At 43.8% G+C, this 21,872-nt stretch carries 16 protein-coding genes and 1 riboswitch; of the genes, 12 read left to right on the forward strand and 4 right to left on the reverse strand.

Annotation, left to right across the window (positions count from 1 at the left end; translation table 11 throughout):
• The first annotated feature begins 5 nt into the window (after positions 1-5).
• Positions 6-245 carry a hypothetical protein gene (locus tag Bovatus_RS11550; RefSeq protein WP_004306417.1) on the forward strand — a complete coding sequence of 80 codons (240 nt, stop codon included), beginning with the start codon at positions 6-8 and terminating at the stop codon, positions 243-245.
• 102 nt (positions 246-347) lie between these two features.
• On the opposite strand, the gene Bovatus_RS11555 is transcribed toward Bovatus_RS11550, so the two are convergent.
• A complete protein-coding gene (locus Bovatus_RS11555; RefSeq protein WP_004299133.1) occupies positions 348-1,256 on the reverse strand; it encodes a mechanosensitive ion channel family protein in 909 nt (302 codons plus the stop codon).
• A gap of 127 nt (positions 1,257-1,383) precedes the next feature.
• Positions 1,384-1,480: riboswitch (TPP riboswitch) on the forward strand.
• A 1-nt stretch (position 1,481) separates the two neighbouring features.
• Between Bovatus_RS11555 and Bovatus_RS11560 the strand changes: the two genes are divergently transcribed.
• Genes Bovatus_RS11560 through Bovatus_RS11570 form a run of 3 tightly spaced genes read left to right on the forward strand, consistent with a single transcriptional unit; the run spans position 1,482 to position 4,978 of the window.
• Entirely contained in the window at positions 1,482-3,731 is a 2,250-nt protein-coding gene (locus Bovatus_RS11560; RefSeq protein WP_004299131.1) for a TonB-dependent receptor, read from the forward strand.
• Positions 3,732-3,743: 12 nt separating this feature from the next.
• Entirely contained in the window at positions 3,744-4,355 is a 612-nt protein-coding gene (pnuC, locus tag Bovatus_RS11565; RefSeq protein ID WP_004299130.1) for a nicotinamide riboside transporter PnuC, read from the forward strand.
• On the forward strand, positions 4,352-4,978 hold the full coding sequence (locus Bovatus_RS11570) for a thiamine diphosphokinase (protein ID WP_004299129.1): 627 nt from the start codon (positions 4,352-4,354) through the stop codon (positions 4,976-4,978). Before pnuC ends, Bovatus_RS11570 begins: the two co-directional genes overlap by 4 nt.
• Before the next feature lie 132 nt (positions 4,979-5,110).
• Here Bovatus_RS11570 and thrC read toward each other — a convergent pair whose 3' ends face one another.
• From thrC to thrA, 3 genes are read right to left on the reverse strand one after another with little or no spacing between them, the layout of a single operon-like run.
• The gene (gene thrC / locus Bovatus_RS11575) at positions 5,111-6,412 is read right to left on the reverse strand and encodes a threonine synthase (RefSeq protein WP_004299128.1); all 1,302 of its coding nucleotides are present in this window, start codon (positions 6,410-6,412) and stop codon (positions 5,111-5,113) included.
• 13 nt (positions 6,413-6,425) lie between these two features.
• The gene (locus tag Bovatus_RS11580) at positions 6,426-7,634 is read right to left on the reverse strand and encodes a cofactor-independent phosphoglycerate mutase (RefSeq protein WP_004323558.1); all 1,209 of its coding nucleotides are present in this window, start codon (positions 7,632-7,634) and stop codon (positions 6,426-6,428) included.
• 7 nt (positions 7,635-7,641) lie between these two features.
• Positions 7,642-10,077 carry a bifunctional aspartate kinase/homoserine dehydrogenase I gene (thrA, locus tag Bovatus_RS11585; protein WP_004299126.1) on the reverse strand — a complete coding sequence of 812 codons (2,436 nt, stop codon included), beginning with the start codon at positions 10,075-10,077 and terminating at the stop codon, positions 7,642-7,644.
• Between the two features lie 401 nt (positions 10,078-10,478).
• Between thrA and Bovatus_RS11590 the strand changes: the two genes are divergently transcribed.
• The 8 genes from Bovatus_RS11590 to Bovatus_RS11620 all read left to right on the forward strand — a co-directional run bounded on the left by Bovatus_RS11590 (position 10,479) and on the right by Bovatus_RS11620 (position 21,862).
• Positions 10,479-11,516, forward strand: a complete 1,038-nt coding sequence (locus Bovatus_RS11590; protein ID WP_052587945.1) for an asparaginase — start codon at positions 10,479-10,481, stop codon at positions 11,514-11,516.
• A gap of 86 nt (positions 11,517-11,602) precedes the next feature.
• Complete coding sequence (gene radA, locus Bovatus_RS11595; protein WP_004299124.1) at positions 11,603-12,970, forward strand: DNA repair protein RadA; 1,368 nt, start codon at positions 11,603-11,605, stop codon at positions 12,968-12,970.
• Between the two features lie 66 nt (positions 12,971-13,036).
• Complete coding sequence (locus tag Bovatus_RS11600; RefSeq protein WP_004299123.1) at positions 13,037-14,689, forward strand: NAD(P)/FAD-dependent oxidoreductase; 1,653 nt, start codon at positions 13,037-13,039, stop codon at positions 14,687-14,689.
• 16 nt (positions 14,690-14,705) lie between these two features.
• On the forward strand, positions 14,706-15,308 hold the full coding sequence (locus Bovatus_RS11605; protein ID WP_004299122.1) for a response regulator transcription factor: 603 nt from the start codon (positions 14,706-14,708) through the stop codon (positions 15,306-15,308).
• 90 nt (positions 15,309-15,398) lie between these two features.
• Positions 15,399-17,861, forward strand: a complete 2,463-nt coding sequence (locus tag Bovatus_RS11610; RefSeq protein ID WP_004299121.1) for a TonB-dependent receptor — start codon at positions 15,399-15,401, stop codon at positions 17,859-17,861.
• A gap of 245 nt (positions 17,862-18,106) precedes the next feature.
• Positions 18,107-18,616, forward strand: coding sequence for an IS66 family insertion sequence element accessory protein TnpB (tnpB, locus tag Bovatus_RS24760; protein WP_004323560.1), 510 nt, complete (start codon positions 18,107-18,109; stop codon positions 18,614-18,616).
• Positions 18,617-18,685: 69 nt separating this feature from the next.
• On the forward strand, positions 18,686-20,299 hold the full coding sequence (tnpC, locus tag Bovatus_RS11615; RefSeq protein ID WP_004299118.1) for an IS66 family transposase: 1,614 nt from the start codon (positions 18,686-18,688) through the stop codon (positions 20,297-20,299).
• Positions 20,300-20,668: 369 nt separating this feature from the next.
• Positions 20,669-21,862, forward strand: a complete 1,194-nt coding sequence (locus tag Bovatus_RS11620; protein ID WP_004296414.1) for an ISAs1-like element ISBaov2 family transposase — start codon at positions 20,669-20,671, stop codon at positions 21,860-21,862.
• Positions 21,863-21,872: the final 10 nt, after the last annotated feature.

The raw sequence follows: 21,872 nt of genomic DNA on the forward strand, positions 1-21,872 counted from the left end.
CAGTCATGGAAAAATATTTAATACACAGCAACGAACTGCATCTGATAGACGCAGAGAAAATCCATCAAGCCGTAGAAAAGATGGTGGAATCACTCGATTTAGCCGCAGGATCAACCACTAACTTCGATCTCTATCAGGTTGTGGAAAACTACTTTAAAGATCTCGAGAAAAGGAGAAAAATTAATCATGTACTGGGAATCAAAGAAGATAGATATGAACTAGCCGAAGATTTCGGTATAAAATAAAAAAGAGATTTATTCAATCACACCAGACAAGTTTTCCAAAAAATAAGGGAGTTGCACGTTAAGTACAACTCCCTTATTTTTTGAATTATCAGAGTATAACAATCAATTTCCCTGATGCACAGTAAGCTGTGGGAAAGGGAAGTTGATACCTTTTTCATTGAAGGTTTCGTAAATAGCTTTATTGGTATCGAAATAAACACCCCAATAATCTCCGCTATTTACCCATACACGTACCACCACATTCACACTGCTGGCATCTAGCGCATGAAGAGCTATAAACGGAGCAGGTTCATTCAAGATACGTTTATCTTCAGCCAGAATATCACGAACTATCTGCTGAACCTTATTGTAATCTTCCCCATAATCTATACCAATAATCCATTCTACACGGCGGGTTTCCTGGTGACTGTAATTAATCACTACTCCACTACTTAATGAACCATTCGGTATATAAATCAGTTTATTATCCCCAGTAGTAAGGATGGTATGGAATATCTGAATTTCTTTTACTGTACCGGCTGATCCCTGCTGTGTTTCTATCCAATCGCCAACTTTATAAGGTTTGAACAAAAGAATAACCAGTCCACCGGCAAAGTTTTGCAGATTACCGGATAAAGCCATACCGACAGCGACACCGGCGGAAGCCAATAAAGCCGCAAATGAAGTTGTCTCAACTCCCAAGGCACCGACAACAGAAATGATTAACAGGATTGTCAACAGAATATTGACCAGACTTCTAACGAAAGTTTTGATACTTACATCTACTTTTCGTTTATCCATCAGACGCCTGATGAATTTGTTGAGCAGCGAGATGAGGAAACGTCCGACGACAAAGACAAGGACCGCAATCAATATACGTTCTCCGGCACGAATACCGAAGTCTATCAATTGTTGAGTAATCAGCGAAAGCTTATCCAATCCGTCAGCATTGGCAATCGCCTCTTTCATTAATTCGTCTGCAGCCACTTGCACAGAGTCCGCAGCTTGTGTTGCTTGCAATAATAGTAGCATAATTAAATATATATTAAGTGAATAAATGCAGTTTTGTTATTTCAACAATTTACAAAGTTATATTGTTTTTAGTGAATCTAAAAGTTTTTTTTGCTTTCCTCCTGCAAAAGCAGTATTTTTGTCACCGATTCACTGGTAGGGGTGCCTTAACATGACGGGCTGAGAACATACCCATAGAATCTGATCCGGGTAATGCCGGCGTAGAGAACTAATTAGTAAGCAAAAATGAAAAGAATTGTATGGATGGCCGTCGCCTTATTGGGCGCAGGTATCACTGTTCATGCACAGACGAGTGCAAAGGATAGTATGAGAGTAGTAAACCTGCAAGAGGTGCAGGTAGTGTCCACACGTGCCACAGCCAAAACTCCCGTGGCATTCACCAATATAGGCAAAGCAGAACTCAAAAAGGTAAACTTCGGACAGGATATCCCCTATCTGCTAAGTATGACTCCTTCCACACTGACCACATCGGATGCAGGAGCTGGTATCGGCTATACGACACTTCGCGTACGTGGAACCGATGGCACACGAATCAACATCACGGTAAACGGCATACCGATGAACGATGCCGAAAGCCATAACCTGTTCTGGGTGAATATGCCCGACTTTTCTTCTTCCGTAAAAGATATGCAGGTGCAGCGCGGAGCAGGTACATCGACGAACGGAGCAGGTGCTTTCGGAGCCAGTGTCAATATGCAAACCGAAGGTGCATCTATGAAACCATACGCCGAATTCAATGGTTCATACGGTTCGTTCAACACGCACAAGGAAACAGTGAAAGTGGGAACCGGCCTACTCAATAACCACTGGACGTTTGACGCCCGCCTTTCCAATATCGGTACGGACGGATACATAGACCGTGCTTCGGTGGACTTGAACTCTTACTACCTGCAAGGAGGTTATTTTGCAGAAAACACATCTGTGAAGCTCATTGCATTTGCCGGAAAAGAAAAAACATATCATGCTTGGGGATACGCAACAAAAGAGCAAATGGAAAAATTCGGCAGACGCTACAATCCTTGCGGGGAAATGTACACTGATGCCAACGGCAAAAAATATTATTACGACGACCAAACAGATAATTATCTGCAAAAGAATTATCAGCTTCTCTTCAATCATACTTTCTCGACAGCCTGGAATCTGAACGTTGCCTTACATTATACCAAAGGTGACGGTTATTACGAAGAGTACAAAGACGGCAGATACCTGATAGAATATGGTTTAAAATCATTTACAATAGATGGAACCGAAGTATCTAAAAGCGATTTAGTCCGTCAAAAGAAGATGGACAACAAATTCGGCGGCGGCGTTTTTTCTCTCAATTACATGGCTAACAGGCTAAATGCGTCTCTGGGAGGTGGTTTGAATCAATACCGGGGCAATAACTTCGGAAGAGTTCCCTGGGTGAAAAACTACGTAGGTTCTCTATCTCCCGACCATGAATATTACCGCAACAAATCCAAGAAGACCGATGGAAATATTTATCTGAAAGCGAACTACGATCTTACTAGAGGACTAAGTGCTTATGCCGATCTCCAGTATCGCCACATCAACTATACCATCGACGGAAACAATGATAAATATGACTGGAGTAAAAATGCGCTGCGTCCACTGGCAGTAGATAAAAAGTTCGATTTCTTTAATCCGAAAGTAGGATTAAACTGGAACATCACTTCCAACCATCGTGTCTATGCCTCTTTCTCGGTTGCTCAAAAAGAGCCAACAAGAAACAATTATACGGATGGCGATCCGGACTCGTACCCCAAAGCAGAAAAGCTGCTCGACTATGAAGCGGGATATACCTTTGCCAACCAATGGCTGACAGCAGGTGCAAACTTCTACTACATGGACTATACCGACCAACTGGTTCTGACCGGAGCCTTAAACGATATAGGTGAAGCACTGACCGAAAACGTGCCGGACAGTTATCGCATGGGAATCGAAATCATGCTGGGAATCAAACCGTGCAAATGGTTTCAATGGGATATCAACGCTACATGGAGCAAAAACCGTATTCAGGATTTCGTAGAGAGCCTGCCGGGCTACCACTATAATGACGACGGTAGCTCTACTTCTCTCCCGACTATTCAGATAAAGCATAAAGACACTCACATTGCTTTCTCACCGGACTTCTTACTCAACAATCGTTTCTCATTCAATTATAAGGGATTCGAAGCTGCCCTGCAATCACAGTTCGTGAGCAAACAGTATATGACAAACGCAGAAGTTGAAGAACTGACTCTTGATAAGTATTTTGTCAGCAACCTCAATCTGGCGTACAGCTTCCGTCCCAAGAAAGTACTGAAAGAAGTCACCATAGGATTTACTGTATACAATCTGTTTAATGAAAAATATGAAAACAACGGCTGGGCATCAAGTGACTACACCGATACGCTGGAAAATCGGGGAAACTATGCCGGATATGCAGCTCAAGCAGGAACAAACGTTATGGGACATGTTTCTTTCCGCTTTTAATCACACAGAGTTATGGAATTGAATTTTCTGGAAATATTCGGTACGATTGTCGGGCTAGTCTACCTTTGGTTAGAGTACCGGGCAAGTATCTACCTTTGGATAGCGGGTATTGTGATGCCTGCCATCTACATCTTCGTATATTACAAAGCCGGATTGTATGCTGACTTTGGCATCAATATCTACTACCTGATAGCTGCCATCTACGGCTGGTTCTTCTGGATGTGGGGACACAGGAAAAAGAAAGGTCAACTGACGACAGCAGATGCTTCAACCGGTGACACCCCTAAAGATCTTCCTATCGTACATACTCCGGGAAAATGTTACTTGCCTCTTTTTCTGGTATTCGTCGTTTCTTTCCTCGGTATTGCATGGATACTGATAGCATATACGGATAGCAATGTTCCCTGGCTAGATAGCTTTACTACCGCATTGAGCATTGTCGGTATGTGGATGCTGGCACGCAAATACGTCGAGCAATGGTTTGCCTGGATTTTTGTGGATATTGTCTGCTGCGGACTTTATATCTACAAAGACCTTTATTTTACTTCCGCTTTATACGGACTTTACTCCATTATAGCTATCTTTGGCTACTTTAAGTGGAAAAAATTAATGAGCATACAATGAAATACGAACACTATACTCCCGAAGCCGTGATACTTGCCAATGGCGAATATCCCAGCCATCCTCTTCCCCTGCAAATGCTGGAAAATGCAGAATTTGTAGTTTGCTGTGACGGGGCTGCCAATGAATATATCCTGCGTGGGCATACCCCCGATGTAATTATCGGTGACGGGGATTCTCTTTCCCCGGAATATAAAGAACTTTTCTCCCCTATTGTACATCAGATAGCGGATCAAGAAACGAACGACCAAACCAAAGCCGTTCATTTCCTGCAAAAGAAAGGATTCCGGAGAATTGCCATCGTCGGAGCCACCGGCAAACGGGAAGATCATACGTTAGGAAACATCAGTCTGCTGATCGACTACATGAAAGATGGTATCGAGGTACGTACCATTACCGATTATGGTATGTTTATCCCCGCCAAAGACACGCAAACCTTCGCCTCTCATCCGGGGCAACAAGTTTCTATTTTCAATTTCGGAGCGAAAGGATTGCAAGGAGAGGGATTAGTTTATCCTCTTAGTGATTTTACTAATTGGTGGCAAGGAACGCTTAATGAAGCAACAGCAAATGAGTTTACTGTTCATTGTACGGGAGAATATTTAGTATTCTTAGCTTCTATATAAACTATATTGCAATTATCCGGTTTATGCCACCCTATTGTCACAATTGTGCCACCTTGTTGGCACGACCGTGACACTTCGATGGCACAACCGTGCCAACAAGGTGGCACAAATTCATTCATAGGAAGAAGAGGATTAAAGCGTCAACAAATACTTCTTGAAGTCCGCAAAGTCTTTTGTCATTTGAAGGCTTTTTTTCTCGCCTTTCATAAATTCCTGCAATTTGGCAGGGATTTCTACCGCTTCTCCAATAATGCTTTCCACTGTTTCGAGGAACTTGGCAGGATGAGCCGTTTCAAGGAATACACCTGTTTCTCCCTCTTTCAAGCCTTCTACCAACGCACGATATCCACAAGCACCATGAGGATCAAGGAGATAATGATGTTCTTTCCAGGTTTCCTTCACCGTTTCGCGGATTTGCTCATCGGTATAAGTTGTTCCTGAAATCTCGGCAGAGATATCAGCATGTGAACCACTATATAAATCGAGTACGCGGGCAAAGTTACTCGGATCGCCTACGTCCATAGCATTAGCAATCGTTGCGATAGACGGACGGGAATTATATTTACCTGTCTGCAGATATTGATAGAAAATATCGTTGCGGTTATTAGCAGCAATGAAACGCTTCACGGGTAAACCCATCTTCTTGCCAAACAATCCGGCGGTGATATTTCCGAAGTTTCCACTAGGTACACAGATTACAGCATTATCAGCTTTTCCGGCACGTTTCAATTGTGCATAAGCATAGAAATAATAGAATGCCTGCGGCAAGAAACGGGCTACATTGATGGAGTTGGCAGAAGTCAACGAAAGGTGTTCATTCAATTCTTTATCCATGAAAGCAGATTTCACCAATGCCTGACAATCATCAAATGTTCCGTCCACTTCAAGCGCAGTAATATTCTGTCCGAGCGTAGTGAATTGCTTCTCCTGTATTTCGCTCACTTTTCCTTTCGGATAAAGCACATACACATGAATACCTTCCACACCCAGAAAGCCGTTGGCAACAGCACTTCCCGTATCACCGGAAGTAGCTACCAATACATTGACATTCTTTTGTCCTTCTTTTTTAATGAAGTATCCCAAAAGGCGCGCCATGAAACGACCGCCTACATCTTTAAATGCTAACGTCGGTCCGTGGAAAAGTTCAAGTGAATAGATGTTATCTGCCACCTTAACCAAAGGTACATCGAAACTTAATGTATCATATACAATCTGTTTCAGCGTATCGGCAGGAATATCCTCACCGAAGAAAGCATCGGCTACGCGATAAGCAATTTCCTGAAAGGATAAACTATCAATCGTATCGTAAAAGTCCTGTGGAAGAGGTTTGATAGACATAGGCATAAACAGCCCTTTGTCGGCAGCAAGCCCTTTTACCACCGCTTCTTGCAGTGAGGCAACAGGTGCTTGTTTATTCGTACTATAATATTTCATAATCTGTGGTGACTTATTTCATGAATTCTTTTATAAACTCGTCTTCTTTCAGAAGTCCGTAACTACCGTTGCAAGCGGCTATTTCATCATACGTCTGCACTTCGTCCGACTCGATACCCGGATACCAGATAAGAAACGGAATGGGATCAGATGTATGAGTCCGAAGCTCACAGGGAGTAGGATGATCGGGCAATACAGCAATGGCTACCGGTTCGTCCCAATCTTTCACTGCTTCATAAATAGGACCTACGGCACGTTTATCAAGATTCTCGATAGTGAGAAGTTTCAAGTCGATGTCTCCTTCGTGTCCGGCCTCATCACTGGCTTCGATATGCAGATAAACAAAATCATCCGTCTTCAATGCTTCCAAGGCAGCGGTCACTTTGTTTTCATAGTTCGTATTATAAAGTCCGGTCGCTCCCTCTACTGCGATGCGACGTAAATCAGCATAATAACCGATTCCGTTTATCAGATCGACAGCCGAGATGACTGCTCCTTTCTTTACCTGTGGGAAAGTCTCGGAGAAAGTAGGCATCTGCGGACGGTAACCGGGACTCCAGGGCCAAATACTGTTCGCAGGATCTTTACCTTCTGCCATACGTTTCAGATTCAATGGATGATCTTTCAGCAATTCCTGTGATTTCAGAATCAGGTCGTTAATCAGATCTGCCGTTTCTTGCGCTTCCGGAACCAATGGTTTCACCATCAATGGACGGAAAGGTTTCAAAGGTACATCATGCGGAGGTGTACAATCCAGTTCTTTATTACCTCCCTTGATAACCAATAGATGGCGGTACTGAACTCCTGTATGAAAGCGTACGCGGTCATTGCCCAGTTTTTCTTGCAAATATTGAATCAATACATCTGCTTCTTCCGTAGATATATGTCCGGAGGAGTGATTCTTCAGAATATCTCCTTCCACACAAATCAAATTACAGCGCATTGCCATCTCGCCCGGTTTCAGATCCACACCAATACTGGCAGCTTCCAGCGGTCCGCGACCTTCATATACCTTTGGCAAATTATATCCCAACACGGACATATTGGCAACTTCACTACCCGGATGGAAACCTTCCGCCACAGTAATCAGGCGGCCGTTACGTCCCATGCGAGCTAGCTTATCCATATAAGGCGTCTTTGCATATTGCAGGAGCGTCTTGTCCCCTAATGACTTCACTGGCCAATCGGCCATTCCGTCTCCCAATATGATAATATGTTTCATAAGGCGTTTAAACATTTGCGATGCTCATGATGTCGGCAAATACTCCGGCAGCCGTTACGCCGGCACCGGCACCGTATCCTTGAATCATCATCGGATATTCTTTATAGCGTTCCGTAGTGAGCAGGATAATATTGTTGCTGCCTTCCAAGCCGTAGAACGGATGGTTGGCTCCTACTTCCTGCAGGCCGACGGAGGCTTTTCCATTCTCCAGTTTGGCGACGAAACGCCAGTGCTTGTTTTCTTTTTCCAATACCTGGCGACGGGCTTCAAAGTCTGCGTCGAGACTTGGAACACGTTTCCAGAAATCTTCCAGAGAACCTTCGAAGAAGTCATTCGGAACAAAGAGGTTCTTTTCAACATCTTCCTGTTCCAGACGGTATCCGGCTTCACGTGCCAGAATCACCAGTTTACGGATCACATCTTTTCCACTCAAGTCAATACGTGGGTCCGGTTCAGAGTAGCGTTCTTCCTGTGCCATTTTGATGGTACGGCTGAAAGGAATATCGGCGCTGATTTTATTAAATATATAGTTCAGTGTACCGGAAAGCACCGCTTCAATCTTCAGAATCTTGTCACCGCTATGAATCAGGTCATTAATTGTATTGATGATCGGAAGACCTGCACCTACGTTTGTTTCGAACAGATACTTCACACCCCGTTGGCGGGCAATCGTTTTCAGTTCACGATAGTTTTCATAAGCGGAAGAAGCCGCAATCTTATTGGCTGCTACCACAGAGATATTGTGTTGCAGGAAATCTTTGTAAAGCGATGCGATGTCAGCGCTGGCCGTACAGTCTACAAATACAGAATTAAAGATATTCATTCCGATAATCTCGTCGCGGATGGTTTGCAAGCTGCTGTCCTTACCCTTTTCCAACAGTTCTTCACGGAAGTTGGCGAGGTCGAAACCTTCACGGCTGAACATTGCCTTGGCTGCATCAATGATGCCTACTACATGGAGTTTCAGTCCGTTTTCCATCATCAGCTTTTGTTGCTGGCAACGAATCTGTTCTACCAGACTACCCCCTACCGTACCGACACCACAGATAAAGAGGTTCAATACCTGATATTCGGAGAGGAAGAAAGAGTCGTGGATTACGTTCAATGATTTACGCAAGGATTTGGAATCGACAACAAAAGAGATATTAGTTTCCGAAGCTCCCTGTGCGCAAGCGATAACGTTGATACCATTACGTCCCAGTGTACCGAAAAGTTTACCTGCGATACCCGGTGTATGTTTCATATTCTCACCTACGATAGCCACTGTTGCCAGATTTCTTTCTGCCAGAATCGGAGAAATCTCGCCCATCTCTATCTCTTTCGCAAATTCCTCGTTCAGCACTTCACAAGCCAGGTCGGCATCGGCATTACGCACACCGATAGAAGTACTGTTTTCCGATGAAGCCTGTGAGACGAGGAACACGCTGATTCCATTCTTTGCCAATGCTTTAAAAATGCGGTAGTTTACACCGATCACACCTACCATACCAAGACCCTGAACAGTAATCAGACTTGTGTCGTTGATGGAGGAAATCCCCTTGATAGCCTTGCTCTGCGGGTTGGAAACTTCTTGTTTGATAACCGTTCCCACTCCATCCGGGTTGAATGTATTCTTTATTATAATAGGAATATTCTTGTGACATACGGGATAGATAGTCGGCGGATAAACCACCTTTGCGCCGAAGTTACAAAGTTCGGTCGCTTCTACGTAACTCAATTCCGTAATCGTATAAGCAGTCGAAATGACACGCGGATCAGCCGTCATAAATCCGTCTACGTCCGTCCAGATTTCCAGACTTGCCGCATCCAGCGCCGCAGCAATAATGGCAGCCGTATAGTCCGAGCCACCGCGTCCGAGGTTTGTTACATCCCCTGTCGTTTTATCCGAAGAGATGAATCCCGGCACCAGCGCTACTTTAGGAATAGACTGGAAAGCCTCTTTCACCAGTTTATTAGTCAATTCTGTATCCAGCGTGTGCTTGCTATGCTTTCTTTCCGTCTTGATAAAAGTGCGCGAATCGAACCATTTTGCTCCCTCAATCAGTGCGGTGACGATGATCGATGAAAGGCGTTCACCATAGCTGACGATTGTATCCGAAGTTTTCGGGGAAAGGTCTTTAATCAGGTAAATTCCCTGAAAGATATCCTTCAATTCGTTCAGCAGCTCGCCAATCTGACGTTGCAACGATACTTGCTTTTCTCCGGCAGGAATCACCTCCTTAATCATCTCCACATGACGGTAAACGATTTCGCGAAACTCACCCTCATAGGCTGAATCTCCCACTGCCGCCATCTTCGATGTATTTATCAATTTGTCAGTGATGCCTCCCAATGCGGAAACAACTACAATTACCGGCTCATTTGCCGACTCTACAATTCTCTTTACGCTTAAAATGCTGTTCACGGAACCTACGGATGTTCCGCCGAATTTCATTACTTTCATGAAGATACTTATTTAAATGCAATGTCCTGCAGTTTGCTTTTTACAGAACGATTGGTTGTTTACGAATAAAATTGAATTTGAATTTTGCCTGCTTATACAAGCGTGAATCACGTAGATACACAAAAACTATCCATTAACCCCTAAGGGTCATGGTACACATGGATGTGACTGTATGTGGATAGTACTTCATCATAGTCCTTGTTTCTACTCTTGTTTTTGATAAGTGTCGCAAAAGTAATAATAAAAACGTTCAATCTATCACTTTTTTCGGTTTTTTTCTGATAAAAAGAATCTTTCGCCTGCGCTTTATCCGGTCATTCGCCTTCACTTTTATGACATTTTGTTACTTATTTATCAAATCTATTATTATATTTGCGAAAACAATCGCACAAAATCAGCTTATGAACCCATTAAATACTTCCGTATTGTTAATATACACCGGTGGAACAATTGGTATGATTGAGAATGCCGCGACAGGTGCTCTGGAGAACTTTAACTTCGAGCAACTGCAAAAGTATATCCCCGAACTGCAAAAGTTCAATTTTCCAATTGACACCTATCAGTTTGATCCTCCGATGGATTCGTCGGACATGGAACCGGATATGTGGCGGAAGCTGGTACGCATTATTCATGACAACTACAATCGTTACCACGGCTTCGTCATCCTGCACGGAACGGACACGATGGCTTATACCGCTTCCGCACTAAGTTTTATGCTGGAAGGACTGGACAAACCTGTTATCCTCACAGGCTCACAGCTTCCCATCGGCGTACTCCGCACGGACGGAAAGGAAAATCTGATGACCAGTATCGAGATTGCCATTGCACAAAACAAGGAAGGAAGGGCACTGGTGCCCGAAGTATGCATCTTCTTTGAAAATCACCTGATGCGGGGAAACCGTACGACAAAGATGAATGCAGAAAACTTCAATGCATTCCGTTCTTTCAATTATCCGGTATTGGCGGAAGCGGGAATCCATATTAAATATAATAATGTACAAATTCACGGAAATGGTGAAAAGCGGGAATTGAAACCGCACTATTTGCTGGATACCAATGTAGTGGTACTGAAGCTCTTTCCGGGCATTCAGGAAAATGTAATTGCCACCATTCTGAGGATTGAAGGTTTAAAGGCGGTTGTGCTCGAAACATACGGTTCGGGGAATGCTCCCCGAAAGGAATGGTTTATACGCCGGCTCTGTCAGGCCAGTGAACGTGGAATTGTGATTGTCAACGTAACACAATGCAGCGCAGGAATGGTAGAAATGGAACGTTACGAAACGGGATACCAGTTGTTGCAGGTAGGCGTTGTCTCCGGATATGACAGTACAACGGAATCGGCAGTCACTAAATTAATGTTCTTACTGGGACATGGATATACTCCGGATGAGGTACGCGACCGGATGAACCGTTCGATAGCGGGAGAGATAACTCTGTAGGCTTCATCTATTTCTATTAGGCAGGGATAACTTATTTCTAATAAATTATCCCTATTTTTGTACCCTACAAGAAGAAAGGAATTTCGATGGCAAAAGAGAAAACCGTATATGTATGCAGTAATTGCGGACAGGATTCACCGAAATGGGTGGGTAAATGTCCGTCGTGTGGAGAATGGAATACGTATGTTGAAGAAATCGTACGGAAAGAACCCACTAACCGCCGTCCGGTGTCGGGCATTGAAACACAGAAGCCCAAGCCACTGGCACTTAGCGATATAGAGGCAGACGACGAGCCACGCATCAATATGCACGATGATGAACTGAATCGTGTATTGGGAGGCGGACTTATACAGGGTTCTCTTGTCCTGATAGGCGGCGAGCCGGGAATCGGTAAATCGACGCTCGTCATGCAGACCGTACTGCACATGCCGGAAAAGAAGATTCTTTATGTATCCGGTGAAGAGAGTGCACGACAGCTGAAACTTCGTGCCGACCGTCTCTCTGACACTTCCAGCGATTGCCTGATCGTTTGCGAGACTTCACTCGAACAGATTTATGTGCATATCAAGAATACGAATCCCGATTTAGTGATTATCGACTCTATACAGACTATTTCCACCGAAAGTATCGAATCGTCTCCCGGAAGTATAGCGCAAGTCAGAGAGTGTTCGGCGTCTATTCTTCGTTTTGCGAAAGAAACACATACGCCTGTATTGCTGATCGGACATATTAATAAGGAAGGAAGTATTGCAGGACCTAAAGTGCTGGAACATATCGTAGATACTGTTCTTCAATTTGAGGGCGACCAACATTATATGTATCGTATTCTACGCAGTATCAAGAATCGTTTCGGTAGTACGGCAGAATTAGGTATTTATGAAATGCGTCAGGACGGGTTGCGCCAAGTGAGTAATCCTTCCGAACTTTTGCTAAGTCAGGATCATGAAGGGATGAGCGGGGTAGCCATTGCCTCCGCCATTGAGGGGATTCGCCCATTTTTGATTGAGACACAGGCTTTGGTAAGCTCTGCAGTCTACGGAAATCCGCAACGTTCGGCAACCGGTTTCGATTTGAGAAGAATGAATATGCTGCTGGCTGTTCTCGAAAAGCGGGTGGGATTTAAGTTGGCACAGAAAGATGTGTTCCTGAATATTGCCGGAGGATTGAAAGTGAATGATCCGGCTATCGATCTGCCGGTTATCAGTGCAATCCTTTCTTCCAATATGGATGCAGCCATTGAGCCGGAAGTTTGCATGGCGGGAGAAATCGGATTGTCGGGAGAGATACGTCCTGTGAATCGAATAGAACAACGTATCGGTGAAGCCGAGAAATTGGGTTTTAAACGGTTCTTGTTGCCAAAATATAATCTGCAAGGGATCGATACCCAAAAACTGAAGATAGAATTAGTACCGGTGAGAAAAGTAGAAGAGGCGTTCAGGGCTTTATTCGGATAAGACACTGATGCATAAATAGCCCGTTTTTCTAATTGGATAATCGAAAACAATATCAATAATAACTAAATGACACAAGAATACCAACTCCGTATACTTCCCGAAATCGCAGCAAACGAACAGAAATTAAAGGAATATCTTTCTAAAGAAAAAGGTCTGAATTTACGTGACATCACCGCTACCCGAATCTTGAAACGGAGTATTGATGCACGCCAGCGGACTATCTTCGTCAATCTGAAGGTAAGGGCATACATCAAGGAAATGCCGCAAGAAGATGAGTACGAACGTACTATATATAATAATGTAGAAGGAAAACTGCAAGTGATTGTCGTTGGCGCAGGTCCCGGCGGATTATTCGCTGCTTTACGCCTTGTTGAACTTGGGTTACGCCCTATCGTCATCGAACGTGGAAAAGACGTGCGCGAACGTAAAAAAGACCTGGCACAAATCAACAGGGAACACACTGTTGATCCGGAATCGAATTACAGTTTCGGAGAAGGAGGTGCAGGAGCTTACTCGGATGGGAAACTCTATACCCGTAGCAAGAAGAGAGGAAATGTGGATAAAATCTTGAACGTATTTTGCCAGCATGGAGCTTCAACTTCGATATTGGTGGATGCGCATCCGCATATCGGAACAGACAAATTGCCACGTGTCATTGAAAATATGCGGAACACCATTATCGAATGTGGCGGAGAAGTACATTTCCAGACACGAATGGATGCATTGATTATTGAGAACGATGAAGTCAAAGGTATCGAAACAAATACAGGAAAGACCTTTCTCGGACCTGTGATACTGGCAACCGGACATTCTGCAAGAGATGTATATCGTTGGCTGGCTGCCAATAATGTGACGATTGAAGCGAAAGGAATCGCTGTCGGGGTACGTCTCGAACATCCGGCAATGTTGATCGATCAAATACAATACCATAATAAGAATGGACGGGGCAAATACCTGCCCGCTGCAGAATACAGCTTTGTAACACAGGCAGAAGGCAGAGGAGTATATAGTTTCTGTATGTGTCCCGGCGGCTTTATCGTTCCTGCTGCCAGCGGACCGGAACAAGTGGTAGTAAACGGCATGTCTCCTGCCAACCGTGGGTCACGGTGGAGTAATTCGGGAATGGTAGTGGAAATTCAACCGGAGGATTTGGGAAATGAAGAATTAAAAATGAGGAATGAAGAATTGGCTGCCCAACAAGATGAACAGCTGATGGCACTGAATCCAAATTTGAAAAGTTCACAACTTTCAGAGATTAATTCACAGTTACTATCTGTTCTTCACTTTCAAGAGGAATTGGAACGTCAATGCTGGTTGCAGGGAGGCAGACGACAGACCGCTCCGGCGCAACGCATGCTGGATTTTACCCGCAAGAAATTGAGTTACAATTTGCCCGAGTCATCCTATAGTCCGGGATTGATTTCGTCTCCACTTCATTTCTGGATGCCATCATTTATTAGCAAAAGGTTATCTCTTGGTTTCCAACAATTCGGACGCAGCAGTCACGGATTCCTGACTAATGAGGCAGTAATGATTGGTGTGGAAACACGAACTTCTTCTCCCGTTCGTATCATACGCGATAAGGATACTCTGCAACATGTCACCGTTCGTGGATTATTTCCGTGCGGAGAAGGGGCAGGCTATGCCGGAGGAATTGTGTCTGCCGGAGTGGACGGCGAACGATGTGCAGAAGCAGTAGCCAACTATTTCAATCATTAATTAAACTTACACTAAAATGAATTATCAACCCGAAATAGCAATTGTAGAAGCCAATACATTGACCTGTCTCGGTCTGAAAGGAATCCTGGAGGAAATGATTCCTATGGCAACCATACGGACTTTTCATCACTTCAGCGAACTGATGGACGATACTCCCGATATGTATGCCCACTATTTCATTTCCGCACAGATTTACGTGGAGCACAATGCTTTCTTTCTCCCCCGGAAACGAAAAACGATTGTATTGGCAAGCGACAGTCCGCAATTCCAACTGTCCGGCGTACCCGTACTCAACATTCATGAATCCGAAGAAGAGTTGGTGAAAAACATATTGAAACTTCACCAACATGCTCACCATGACGGTTATCCGGTAAAAGATATGTCACCCATGCCTCCGATGCAGCCTCATCAGGAAATTCTATCCGCCCGTGAAATAGAAGTGCTCGTACTGATAACCAAAGGATTAATCAACAAAGAAATAGCAGATAAACTGAATATCAGCCTGACTACCGTTATCACTCACCGAAAAAATATCACGGAGAAATTAGGCATTAAGTCCGTCTCCGGGCTGACTATTTATGCTGTAATGAACGGATATATCGAAGCTGACCGAATCTGACTTCTTAAAAAATAAGTCATAATCCTAATAAATGAGGATTGACCGTCATCTATATTTGCCGTTACTTTGCACCAGATAAATTAACAGCAGATGAAGACAAAGAAGATTATGATTGCCCTCATGCTCCTGACGACAGGGACAGCATGGGCTGAAGATTTCCCCAAAGACTCACTAAAAATAGTAGACATCGAAGAGGTGGTAGTGATTGCTACTCCAAAAGAGAACCGTAAACTACGTGATCTGCCGGTAGCCGCCACCGTTTTATCGCAAGACAATATGCGCGCCAATCAGGTAAATTCCGTGAAGAACCTGACAGGTATTGTTCCCAACCTGTTTATCCCTGACTATGGCTCCAAACTGACTACTTCGATTTATATCCGTGGAATCGGTTCACGCATCAATACTCCGTCCGTAGGACTTTATGTAGACAATATCCCTTATATCGACAAATCCGCTTTCGACTTCAACTATGCTGATATCGAACGTATTGATATTCTTCGCGGGCCACAAGGTACTCTCTACGGGCGTAACACGATGGGAGGGCTTATCAAGGTACATACTAAATCTCCTTTCACTTATCAAGGTACCGATATTCGCATGGGAGCAGCAACTTACAATAATTATAATGTTTCACTCACCCACTATCACCGCACATCCGACCGCTTTGCTTTTTCTACCGGAGGTTTCTACGAGCATACAGGCGGCTTCTTTGAGAATTCTGCACGAAATAACGAAAAGGTCGACAAAAGCAACGCCGGAGGCGGACGTTTTCGTGGAATTTACCTACCGACATCTAATCTGAAAATAGATATGGCACTTAGCTATGAATATAGCGATCAAGGTGGGTATCCGTATTATTATATCGGTATTACTCCCAGTGCCATAGCCAAAGCTCAAAAAGACGGTAAAGAAATGACAGAAGACCGGGCAGACTACATCGGTAAGATTTCATATAACGACCGTAGTAGTTACCGCCGTGGATTGCTCAACTCTGGTGTTAACATCGAATACCAAGCCTGTAACTTTATATTAAGTGCCGTGACAGGTTATCAGCACCTGAATGACCGTATGTTTCTCGATCAGGACTTCACAGAGAGGGATATTTTCAACATCGAACAAAAGCAGAGAGCGAACACCATTTCCGAAGAAATTGTCTTGAAAGCCAAACCCGGAAAAAGATGGCAGTGGGCTACGGGCGCTTTCGGATTCTATCAATGGCTACACACTACAGGTCCTGTTCTGTTCAAAGAAGAAGGAGTGAAGTCAGTCATTGAAAACAACGCCAATTCCGCTTTTGAAGAAGTCTCTGCCAAACCCGGAGCTCCCACCATGGGAATGACCGTGTACAACCCGACATTAAGCGTAGGAGGAACCTTCGATACCCCAACCCTTAGCGGTGCACTTTATCATCAGTCCACTTTCAACAATCTGTTCATCGAAGGGTTGTCCGTTACAGCCGGACTCCGACTCGATTACGAAAAAATCAGTATGAAGTATAATTCTCTTAGCACTCCTATTGACTTTGGTTTCGACTTCCACATGGCAATGGGTCCCACGCAAATAAATCTGTCCGATCAGAATATGAAAGCTCCGGCCTCTTTCGTAGGTAAGCTCTCGACTGATTACGTACAACTTCTACCCAAATTTGCTATTCAATATGAATGGAAGAATCAAAATAATGTTTATGCCACCGTTACCCGGGGATATCGTTCGGGAGGATATAACATCCAGATGTTCTCTGATTTATCACAAACTGAATTGAAAAATTCGATGATGAATGCCATCAAAGAAAGTCCGACAATAGGGCAAGATGCTATATGGGGAGAAACTATTATTAAAATGATGGACCAAATGGTGCCTGCAAAAGAAATTAATGTAAAAGCGTCCACCACTTACAAACCCGAATATTCGTGGAACTACGAAGTAGGTAGTCATCTTACTCTATGGGAAGGTAGACTTTGGGCTGACGTCGCAGCATTCTACATGGATACCCGCGACCAACAACTCTCCCAATTTGCAGAAAGTGGTTTGGGACGTATCACCATCAATGCGGGAAAAAGCCGCAGTTATGGTGCAGAAGCTGCTCTTCGTGCCAGTGTGACTAAAGAACTTAGCCTGAATGCCAGTTATGGATATACGTATGCCACCTTTACTGATTATGTAATCACCGAAGAGAAAAAAGATGGCACTCCCATAACTACGGATTACAATGGCAAATATGTTCCCTTCGTCCCCAAGCATACCTTAAATATCGGTGGAGAATATGCCATCACCTGTAGTCCGCACTCTATCTTCGACCGGGTTGTGTTCCAAGCGAACTATAACGCTGCCGGACGTATCTATTGGACTGAACAAAATGACGTCAGCCAATCCTTCTATGGCACACTCAACTGGAGAACGAATCTGGAAATCGGTGACGCAATGATTAGTTTCTGGGCACGCAACTTCCTGAATAAAGACTATGCAGCCTTCTATTTCGAAACAATGAACAAAGGTTTCATGCAGAAAGGACGCCCAATGCAATTTGGGGTAGATCTTCGCTGCCGCTTCTAATCATTTTTACTCATAAGGATATTATTTAGTCTTTTTATTGTCAGCCTGTCTCTTTGTAGATTAACAGCATAGAATACGGGATAGAAGAACGTATGTCCCTATGAAGTTTGCATTATAAAGCCGTTATACTTAATTTACCCAATCGGTATTGTTCTGTCAGACCTAGTAAGCATTCGGTCACGTGCGTGTTTGTTTCCCTTCTTTTCCTTCCTACCTTTGTGTCTTCATTACAATCTTAATCCATTATGTGTTCAGTATTAGTATTTTCTAGCGAAAGTGATAAACTACGTAGCCTTTTTTCCGAGTCTAACCATTTTGATTCGGTTCTTTTCATATTTGATGGTGGTCGTCGTTATAAAGTTTCGGCTTCCAGCCTTGGTATCCATTCCCCTCAGGACCTACTTCTCCCTTTAGGCCTTGGTCTTTTCCGTAGCAGTCCTTTCTGGTCCTATTACCTTTATCCCCAAGGTTGTAATTTCCATAAAGGCATTGACGGTCTTTGTGGCGAGGTCATCCGGCACACGAGTTCTTGCGTGTCAGAGCAGAGTTGCCATATTTTTCTTGACCGCTCCCGTAGCAGGTTGCATATCCTTTATCGGTGCGACGACGAATACCGTTTGGAATGCCGTCGTCTGAATCGCGGCTCTTTTCTCTTGAAAAAGGACGAACGGAAGAGGGATTTTCTTCAAATTTCCTGGAATCGCCTGAATGAGCTGCTTACTGTTAAAAAGTATCGGAAAACAGTTGAAAAGTAATCTCCCGTCCTACAAGCCGTTCTGCTTTATTTTGATAACTTTGTCACATAATAAAAAAGTGGATATACAGTGAAAGAACCGGTCATTACCCTTACTTTGGAAGAGTACGAAGAGCTGCGCAAGGAACGTGAACGCCTTGAAAAGGAACATGCAGAACTTCAGAGAAAATACGAATCCTCTTTGCGGGAGTATTCCCGCCAGGTCGAAGAAATCTCAGCCTGTACAGCCGTCATTGCCGACCTGAGATGGAAATTGGCTGACTTGACACGCCGTTTATGGGGTAAATCCAGTGAAAAACGCCATCTTCCCGAAGATGCCGGCCAGTTGAGCATCTGTTTTGAGTCTCCGTCCGATGTCAATGACCCGGTAGCGGAAGAACAGAAAACAGCTGAGAAATCTGCCAAATCGGAGAATGGTTACAACCGTTTCCGTAAGAGCTTCACCAAAAAGATTACTCCCCACGCCCGTAAGCCCATCGACCCGTCCCTTCCCCGTGAAGAGATTATCATTCCCATGCCGGAAGGCCTTTCGTTGGAGGGAGCGGCGAAGCTGGGAGAGGAAGTGAGCGAACAATATGCCGTCAGTCCCGCCCGATTCTATGTGAGACGCATCATCCGCCCTAAATACCGGCTCGCCGACGGTCGTATCATAACTGCTCCCATGCCCGTAATGGCACATCCCCACAGCAATGCGTCGGAAAGTGTACTGTCACACATTGCTACCGCCAAATATTACGACCACCTGCCTCTGTACAGACAACTGGACATCTTTGAGCGTGAAGGCATCCATCTGAGTCCTTCTACCGTAAGTAACTGGATGATGGCTGCCGCACAGCGTCTGGAGCCAATCTATAATGAGCTTCGTGAACTGGTCAAGGACAGCTATTACGTCATGGCCGATGAGACGCCCCATCCCGTACTTGAAAGCGACCGGCCCGGTGCTCTTCACCGCGGGTATATGTGGAACTTCTATCTGCCCCGGTTCCATACCCCATTCTTTGAATATCACAAGGGACGTGGCAGCAGCGGAATAGACACGCTGCTGGCAGGACAGGTTCGGATGGTACAGAGTGACGGCTTTGCAGTATATGATGAGTTCGACACACTACCCGGAAAGTTGCACCTGTGCTGCTGGGCACACGTCAGGCGCAAGTTTGTGGAAGCGGAAGGAAATGATCCTCCTAGAGCAAGGCATGCACTTGAACAAATAGGCAGACTGTATGCTGTGGAGGAGAAAATCAGGATAGGACATCTGGAAGGCGGAGCTGTAGTAAGGCTTCGCCGGGAAGAATCGTACCCTATTATCAAAGGACTGGAAAAATGGTGCAGGCAGGAGTATGAACATACGGTTGAGAAATCGCCTATTGCCAAGGCCATATTCTATATGTACACACGTTTTGAACAACTGTCCGGATATGTCAACGATGCACAGTTCTGCATTGACAATAATCCAGTGGAGCGCTCTATAAGGCCATTGACTTTGAACAGAAAAAACACTCTTTTCTCCGGTTCACATGAAGCGGCACATGCAGCGGCAATATTCTTTTCACTGATGGGATGTTGCAGGGAAAATAAGGTGAACCCAAAACTATGGATGCAGGACGTGTTGATTAGGGTACAGGAGAATGAAAGAGAAAAGAAAAACGACTACGCCGATTTACTGCCATTTAATTGGAAAGGATAAACAAGAAAGATAAATAAAGTCAAAAGCCAGACATGCTTCGTCTGGCTTTTGACTTTATTATAGCTTGGAGAGAAATACGGGCGAGGCCGAATGCTTACCAGACCTACGCTATCCTTAACTCTCCACAGCCGTGGTAGCATCTCTTCACGGCCGTGGGAGGATCTCGTCACGACTGTGGGAAGAAGTTACCACGGCCGTGGGAAGGTAAAGATAGCGGTGGCTTACAGGGAAAACGCATTATACTCTTTCCTTAATCTTTTATACATTTATCTTACACCAATATTGTCTTTTCATCTTATTAATAAGATATTTATCTTTCATTTACAATATTATTTGAGTACATTTACGTGATTATAAATCACAATTAAAATGAAGCAAGAAACTAAAAGAAAGATTGAGATCAGCAACCTACATGAATTTGCTGATTCATTAATATTGATAGATAACCGGATAGACCGTTGTAAAAAACATCAGGCCAGTACCATTGTTCTTATTGCAATTTCTGCTGTTATATGTGGCGCTGATACTTGGAATTCAATAGAAGACTTTGGTAAAAGTAAAGAATCTTTTTTTGCAGCCAAGCTTTCCAATTTTAATGGTATCCCTTCCCATGATACATTTAATCGCTTTTTCTCGGCATTAGATCCTTTAAAATTTGAAGAATCTTATAGGCAATGGGTCCAAAGCATTCTCAAATGTTATTCGGGGCATATAGCCATTGATGGTAAAACCATACGAGGAGCCTATGAATCCGAACAGGACAAGCGTCATCGTAAACAAGGAGTGCTTCCTGATTCGAATACGGGAAAGTACAAATTGCATGTCATCAGTGCATTTGCAACAGAACTGGGAATCTCCCTTGGACAGTTATGTACACAAGAAAAGGAAAATGAGATAGTTGTCATTCCTGAATTATTAGATATGTTGTGTATAAAAGATTGTATTATTACAATTGACGCTTTAGGATGCCAGCGTACAATTGCAGAGAAAGTCATAAAGGGAGAAGGTGACTACATTTTTATAGTGAAAGATAATCAACCGAAATTAAAGGAAATAGTACTGTCAGTAACAGAAAGTATTGTATCAAAAGGTACAACAGTACGATTTGACAAATATGAGACGCATGAAGAAGGACATGGCAGGAATGAGTCGAGAATCTGCTATTGCTGCAACGATCCTGGTTTTCTGGGAGCAGATATTAGAAAGAAGTGGAAAAATATACAGTCTTTCGGATATATAGAGAATACCAGAAATACAAACAAAGGCACTACAGTGGAAAAAAGATGTTTTATATCTTCCTTGGAACCTGATGCGCAGAAGATACTTAAAAATAGTAGAGAACACTGGGAAATTGAGAATAATCTACATTGGCAGCTAGATGTCAATTTCCATGAAGATAATACCAGAAGAAGAAATATATCAGCATTAAACTTCTCCGTACTGGCGAAAATTGCATTGGCTACATTAAGAAACAACAAAAGAGAGATACCAATCAATAGAAAAAGATTAATAGCAGGGTGGGATAATGAATTCTTATGGGAACTTATTTTACATGATTTATAATGCGTTTTCC

Source organism: Bacteroides ovatus, from assembly GCF_001314995.1.
GTDB lineage: Bacteria > Bacteroidota > Bacteroidia > Bacteroidales > Bacteroidaceae > Bacteroides > Bacteroides ovatus.

Excerpts from the sequence above, each read along its gene's own strand:
- Bovatus_RS11550 (WP_004306417.1), top strand. The coding sequence starts at position 6 with ATGGAAAAATATTTAATACACAGCAACGAACTGCATCTGATAGACGCA.
- Bovatus_RS11555 (WP_004299133.1), bottom strand. The coding sequence starts at position 1,256 with ATGCTACTATTATTGCAAGCAACACAAGCTGCGGACTCTGTGCAAGTG.
- Bovatus_RS11560 (WP_004299131.1), top strand. The coding sequence starts at position 1,482 with ATGAAAAGAATTGTATGGATGGCCGTCGCCTTATTGGGCGCAGGTATC.
- pnuC (WP_004299130.1), top strand. The coding sequence starts at position 3,744 with ATGGAATTGAATTTTCTGGAAATATTCGGTACGATTGTCGGGCTAGTC.
- Bovatus_RS11570 (WP_004299129.1), top strand. The coding sequence starts at position 4,352 with ATGAAATACGAACACTATACTCCCGAAGCCGTGATACTTGCCAATGGC.
- thrC (WP_004299128.1), bottom strand. The coding sequence starts at position 6,412 with ATGAAATATTATAGTACGAATAAACAAGCACCTGTTGCCTCACTGCAA.
- Bovatus_RS11580 (WP_004323558.1), bottom strand. The coding sequence starts at position 7,634 with ATGAAACATATTATCATATTGGGAGACGGAATGGCCGATTGGCCAGTG.
- thrA (WP_004299126.1), bottom strand. The coding sequence starts at position 10,077 with ATGAAAGTAATGAAATTCGGCGGAACATCCGTAGGTTCCGTGAACAGC.
- Bovatus_RS11590 (WP_052587945.1), top strand. The coding sequence starts at position 10,479 with ATGAACCCATTAAATACTTCCGTATTGTTAATATACACCGGTGGAACA.
- radA (WP_004299124.1), top strand. The coding sequence starts at position 11,603 with ATGGCAAAAGAGAAAACCGTATATGTATGCAGTAATTGCGGACAGGAT.
- Bovatus_RS11600 (WP_004299123.1), top strand. The coding sequence starts at position 13,037 with ATGACACAAGAATACCAACTCCGTATACTTCCCGAAATCGCAGCAAAC.
- Bovatus_RS11605 (WP_004299122.1), top strand. The coding sequence starts at position 14,706 with ATGAATTATCAACCCGAAATAGCAATTGTAGAAGCCAATACATTGACC.
- Bovatus_RS11610 (WP_004299121.1), top strand. The coding sequence starts at position 15,399 with ATGAAGACAAAGAAGATTATGATTGCCCTCATGCTCCTGACGACAGGG.
- tnpB (WP_004323560.1), top strand. The coding sequence starts at position 18,107 with ATGTGTTCAGTATTAGTATTTTCTAGCGAAAGTGATAAACTACGTAGC.
- Bovatus_RS11620 (WP_004296414.1), top strand. The coding sequence starts at position 20,669 with ATGAAGCAAGAAACTAAAAGAAAGATTGAGATCAGCAACCTACATGAA.